The organism is Salinivibrio sp. MA427, from assembly GCF_001996115.1.
Classification (GTDB): Bacteria; Pseudomonadota; Gammaproteobacteria; order Enterobacterales; family Vibrionaceae; genus Salinivibrio; species Salinivibrio costicola.
On record NZ_MUFH01000154.1, the window covers coordinates 1 to 6,036 of the forward strand.

Consider the following 6,036-nt stretch of genomic DNA (forward strand, 5'->3'; position numbering starts at 1 on the left):
ACATTCGCGAGCACTATCCTGAGTGGGGGTGCCGAGAAATTTAAACAAAATGTTATTCTAAGTATTGCTTTTTAGCATCGCGTAGCTCGTTTTATGCGGTTATGTCAAGTTAAGCAGAGTAAAATGACGTAAGATAAAACGCATTAGGAATATGCTCAAGGCCGAGACTAAACAGAATCGGCTAGATAGGGAAGCCTACAAAGTTATATGTCTTTTTATCTATCCCTATTTTCTATACTCACAGCCCAGCAAGGTTAAAAATGAGACTCATTATCTCTACAGTTTCACACAATCATAGTGATATGATTGTAAACATGGATTCACTTCGACAGGCAGCAGATGTAGCAGATGTCCATGTTATTTGTCGTGATAACGCACCACAAGAAGAACTGAAAGGTTATTGTCAACAGAATGGCGTAACTTACATTGCAAATACAAGCAAAAAAGGATTTTCTGCTAACAATAACTTAAACTTTCTTCATTACTTGAGTACGCTAGAACCTCAGTCAGATGACTATTTTTTGTTGCTCAATCCTGACGTTCAAATCACACCACAGGCCCTAGAAAATCTACGCCAGTTTATTGGTTTAAGTGGTAAAGAGATCGTGGCGGGTAACTTATACTTAGATGTAGACGAGCATGTTGAGGACGACAACATCCGTCGTTTCCCTAAACTTTGGTCGTTCATTTCTGCTTACGCAATGAATAATCGCTCTACCGTTATCCGCAAAGCTGACATACGTGATGTGCAATCGCCGCTTTGGGCGAGTGGTGCATTAATAGCGGTGAAAGCAAGTGTTTATCAGCAACTCGGTGGGCTAGACGAAAAATACTACATGTACTGCGAGGATATCGACTTTTGTTATCGGGCGCACAAAGCAGGATATCAAGTGGCGTTTTCCGAGGAAACGAAGGCGGTCCATTGGCGACAACGGGCAAGTCGGAAGCTATTAAGTCGTTACTTCGTATGGCATCTATCAAGTGCCCTGAGGTTTTGTTTTGCACGCAAAAAAGTGCGATCAAAGCGTTCTAAAATCTATCAAGTCGATAATCTTAAAAGTATCTAATCCAGACAGTCTACACTTTAAAGCAGCACATTTACCTCGTTTAAGATAAGTAACGAATAGAACAGTGAATGGAAGAAAAGTGAACAAAAAGCCACTTTCAGCGCCTGGTTGGCCTATCGATATTGTATTAGCCTCCTACAATGGACAAGAATATATCGAGGCACAAATCCAATCAATCCAACGTAACCATGGCTACAGTCACTTGGTTAACAGGATCATTGTGATGGATGATGGTTCAACCGATAACACGATCACTATCATCCAGAAACTTGCCGTCAATGATGATAAAATCGAGTTACATCAATCGAATGAGGGAAGCCTTGGCCCAAGCCAAAACTTTGCCCGGGGGTTAGCCTTAACGTCGGCCCCATTTGTGATGCTGAGTGACCAAGACGACATCTGGTTTCCTGATAAAATCGTAACCAGTTATCAGTACATCAAAACACTGAATTCAGCGCAGCCTCTTCTTGTGTATTCAGATCTTTGTATTGTTGATTCTAAGCTGAACGTGATCAATAACTCGTATTTCGCCTACAAAAAAATCCCCATCAATTGGGGAAACACATTTAATCAGCTGTTACAACAAAATACAGTGTCTGGGTGTACCGCGATTTTTAACCGCCCTTTACTCGACAAGGCCTTACCGATTCCAGAATCGGCATACATGCATGACTGGTGGTTGGCACTGGTCGCCAAGCAATTCGGTAGCCTAAAACTGATTGAGCGCCCTTTAATCCAATACCGTCAACACAAAAATAATAGCATCGGTGCCAAACCTCATCGTCTATTACAGATACGTCAACACTATCAAGACTTTTGTTTCAGCGTGGACAAAGTCGTGATACAAGCAAATGCATTTAAAGCCTATTTCAGTCATCAGCTTGATCCCAATGCCCTCAACCAGCTGACGCTACTCAGCGACCTAAAGCACCTGTCGCGTAAACAGCGATTGAAAGCATGGATCAGTAAAAGATTGAACCGCAGTCACGTTAAAGCTCGCATTGTGCTGCTTACCTACTTGCTATTCACTTGTAAGTAAGTCACATTTTGCGTTATGCGATCAAAAAACCAAGCGATTGAGAACATCATGGATAAACGACTATACCTTTCTTTACTCTTACCGTTAGCCCTCGCAGGATGTGGGGGAGGCGATGACGGTGGTGGCTCTAAACCGACCCCTAAATATACCATCGATTTTGCTAGCTTCTACGTCACCGAGACCGAGAAAGATAGCACCCGCTGTGACATCTATGACGAAAAAATTTATTATGAAAACGTTGATCCCAGCGATCCAAACTATGACCCCGACGCTGAACCTGAAGTTGATTATCGCGAGTGGGTACATGCTAATAAAGTTAAGAACACACGGCTAAGAGTTGCGGTGCATAGTGCTCAGGGCCAACTGCTAGAAACATACTCTGCTGGATCGTCGTCGTGGTCTAATTCAGGCACATTGCAGATCAACAAAAGTAAAATACCTAGTGATGGTTATCTCACTATTTACGAAAGTGTAATCAGGCCGGGCGGCATCAAGTTTCTTGACAGCGTCTCTTACCACAAATCTTTACTGTCAAATAATATGCGCTTCAGTGACTTTCAGCCACAGCGAGGAGAGGGGAGTTGTATAACGACCGGCCAGGATTTTCCTAACCTCAGGGACATAAAACAAACACTTGAAGACGGAGGAGACTCAAGTGGTCAGGTGTTTGGTATCAACTCTCGTTATGACACTTTTTGGGCAACGTCTCCCATTAATGTTGAGGCAAAGTTAGACAATAAACAGAGTTTAGCCGTACGCTACGAGCGTCTAGAGTCAGACACGCCCGAGAACGTGGACGACTCTATCCAAAAAGATAAATATCGACAAATTAATGCCTATCGCTTATTGGATCTTAGAGATATCACCAGCAAGCCGTTAGAAATGAACGAAATTGGTGATGATTATCGCGATGGTACCAATTATTGGTATGCTCCCTTGGCTGGCAACGGAAGGTTAGACAATGTTTCTCTCTCTATCGAGAGTGGAGGAGAGCCGCTATTTTGGCAGGCGTTGCCGAATGATCGTGATGGTTACTATGGTTATGCGCACAAAATAGGTGGAACAAATTACTATATCAGTGGTAGTGGTGTCGTCGATGGGTGGGGAATAGAGTTCACCGATAAGCCCAAAGATGTGAGTACAGGTATCGATTACTCAACATGGTTACAAAATCTTGATATTCCGTACCGGACTGATACCGAAATTGTCTCATGTGGTAGCAGTGAAACAGGTGCGTGCCTGMGAAGCTATGCCAGTGGTGGAGAGGGAAGTTGGGACATTCAGCGAAGCTTTTTGCTACTTGAAGATGGCTTTGGAGGACAAATACGGCAAGTTATATACTCTAAGCCTCAATCTACGCTGCCGTTGTTGACATTTACTGGTTTCGATCTGTTTGTTAACGATAACCTGCAAAAGTCGAAAGTGTCATTGTTCAGCTCGAGTGATCGTGATGCATCAGAGTTTTTCTTCTCTGGAAAGATCGACGTGCGAGGTATCGCCACGGCTGACCCTCAAGCAAGTCTCGATCCAAATAACGATGGTATGGCGTTGTTGCATACTGAGTTTGAGCGTGCGGAGGCTCTTTCAGAACTACGGGTACAGCCACTCAAAGTGCTTAGTGCAACAGACTAGATGCGTATGGTGAACGACTGTCAGGCCTTGACTGCGAGTAAAAGCCCGATAGATGACTGACTAAATAACAATCCAATATCAATGATACCGTCGCCCCTCCCCGTGAACTAAGCGGGGAGGGGCGCTTTGTTGTTCCAAGGTGTCTTTATTTCAATAAAATGACTCGGTATTATTGGACGCCACTAAATGCAGAGATGATATTGTCAAATGATGGAGTCGCGGAAGCCAAGCCGCTAGCCACGCATTGTGACTCTACTGAAGTATGACTAAACGCAAGGAATTACTGTGAAAATACTGATTACAGGTGGGGCGGGCTTTATAGGCTCGGCATTGATCCGCTACCTTATCGCGGAGACGAACCATGAGGTCATTAACCTTGATAAGCTTACTTACGCAGGTAACCTCGCGTCAGTTGAAGAAGCTGCGTCTTCTCCACGTTACTGTTTTGAAAAAGCGGATATATGCAATCGTCCTGAGTTAGAACGTGTGTTTCAGACGCATCAACCGGATGCAGTCATGCACCTGGCAGCAGAAAGCCATGTTGATCGCTCAATCGACGGACCTTCCGCCTTTATTGAAACCAACATTATCGGTACGTACACACTCCTTGACGTGGTAAAAAGCTATTGGCAAGCACTTCCATTAGAGCGTAAAGAAGGGTTTAGGTTTCACCATATCTCGACGGACGAAGTGTATGGCGACCTCCCACACCCCAGCGAGCATCGTCAGGGTAAACTGCCCATGTTCACCGAAAAAACAGCCTACAAACCGAGTAGCCCTTACTCTGCGTCTAAGGCATCCAGCGATCACCTCGTTACCGCGTGGGCGAGAACCTACGGCTTGCCGACCCTGATTACCAACTGCTCCAACAATTACGGGCCGTATCATTTCCCAGAAAAACTGATCCCACTGGTGATACTGAACGCCATAAACGGTAAGCCGATCCCTGTTTACGGCCTCGGCGATCAAATTCGCGACTGGCTCTACGTCAAAGATCACGCCAGAGCCCTGCTTACTGTCGTTGAAAGTGGTAAACCCGGAGAAACCTACAACATTGGCGGCCACAACGAAAAAACCAACCTCGACGTGGTTGAAACCATTTGCGACTTGCTTGATACCCTGCGCCCCCAAAGCACGCCGTACCGTGAGCAAATTACTTTTGTTAAAGACCGGCCAGGCCACGATCGCCGCTACGCGATCGATGCTAGCAAAATAGAAAAAGAGCTTGGTTGGCGCCCGCAAGAAACCTTCCAATCTGGCATTGAAAAAACGGTGCGCTGGTATCTTAACAACCAAGAGTGGGTCGAGGCGATTCAATCGGGTGAATATCGCCAATGGGTCGAAAAGCAGTATGGGGAGCAGTAAACTATGCGGATATTGCTTTTTGGTACCGATGGACAAGTAGGCTGGGAGCTACAGCGTTCACTTAGTTACTTAGGTGACCTATTTTGCGTGGGGCGTGACCACCCCGAATATGAAGGGGATTTTCTTGATCCGAATGGCCTCGTTCGTACCGTCGAAGCGATTAAGCCCGATGTGATCGTCAACGCGGCGGCTTATACGGCGGTTGATAAAGCCGAAACTGATCAAGAAACCGCGTTTCAAATTAACACCCATAGCGTGCTGGCATTAGCAAAAGCGGCCGAGCGACACCAGGCATGGCTCATTCACTACTCCACCGACTACGTTTATGACGGTGCCGGAGACACTGCGCGTGACGAAACCACGCCCACATCGCCGATCAATGTTTATGGTGAGACTAAGCAAATGTCAGAGCAGGTGATCCAACGCTATTGCTCGCGGTATCTTATTTTTCGTACCAGCTGGGTGTATGCCAACCGGGGCAACAACTTTGCTAAAACTATGCTAACGTTAGCCAAATCGCGGCGTGAACTGAGCATCGTTGATGATCAAATTGGCGCGCCAACTAGTGCAGAACTGCTCGCCGATTGTACCGCCCATGCCATCAGAAAAGCATACAGCTTATCTCAAACTGGTAGTGAAGAAAGCATAGTAGGCATTTACCACTTGGTAGCCAAAGCGTATACCAGTTGGTATCACTACGCGAATTTCGTCTTTGACATCGTGCGGAAACAAGGTATTGATCTGACGGTTGAAACTGTCGAACCCGTCCCTAGCTCTCATTACCCGACAGCTGCCGCTCGCCCTCATAATTCTCGACTGGATGTGTCGAAATTTGAACAAAGTTTTGGTTTAACCTTGCCCACATGGCAGTGCGGGGTTGAGCGAATGATAAAAGAACTTACTGAAGTCTAGTATGAAAGCACAAAAAAAACA

5 protein-coding genes are annotated in these 6,036 nt (G+C 45.6%); all 5 read left to right on the forward strand.

What is annotated here, in order from left to right; genetic code table 11:
- Positions 1–314 precede the first annotated feature (314 nt).
- The 5 genes from BZG79_RS10345 (at position 315) to rfbD (ending at position 6,015) form a co-directional block, all read left to right on the forward strand.
- Entirely contained in the window at positions 315–1,067 is a 753-nt protein-coding gene (locus BZG79_RS10345; protein ID WP_158020714.1) for a glycosyltransferase family 2 protein, read from the forward strand.
- Between the two features lie 79 nt (positions 1,068–1,146).
- On the forward strand, positions 1,147–2,106 hold the full coding sequence (locus tag BZG79_RS10350; RefSeq protein WP_158011555.1) for a glycosyltransferase family 2 protein: 960 nt from the start codon (positions 1,147–1,149) through the stop codon (positions 2,104–2,106).
- 48 nt (positions 2,107–2,154) lie between these two features.
- Complete coding sequence (locus BZG79_RS10355; RefSeq protein WP_077679539.1) at positions 2,155–3,738, forward strand: hypothetical protein; 1,584 nt, start codon at positions 2,155–2,157, stop codon at positions 3,736–3,738.
- 285 nt (positions 3,739–4,023) lie between these two features.
- A complete protein-coding gene (gene rfbB, locus BZG79_RS10360; protein WP_077774336.1) occupies positions 4,024–5,103 on the forward strand; it encodes a dTDP-glucose 4,6-dehydratase in 1,080 nt (359 codons plus the stop codon).
- Positions 5,104–5,106: 3 nt separating this feature from the next.
- On the forward strand, positions 5,107–6,015 hold the full coding sequence (gene rfbD, locus BZG79_RS10365) for a dTDP-4-dehydrorhamnose reductase (protein WP_077774337.1): 909 nt from the start codon (positions 5,107–5,109) through the stop codon (positions 6,013–6,015).
- The last annotated feature ends 21 nt before the right edge of the window (positions 6,016–6,036 follow it).

What these genes read in the sequence shown, in the direction of transcription:
- BZG79_RS10345 (WP_158020714.1), top strand. Translation starts at nt 315, where the DNA reads ATGGATTCACTTCGACAGGCAGCAGATGTAGCAGATGTCCATGTTATT.
- rfbD (WP_077774337.1), top strand. Translation starts at nt 5,107, where the DNA reads ATGCGGATATTGCTTTTTGGTACCGATGGACAAGTAGGCTGGGAGCTA.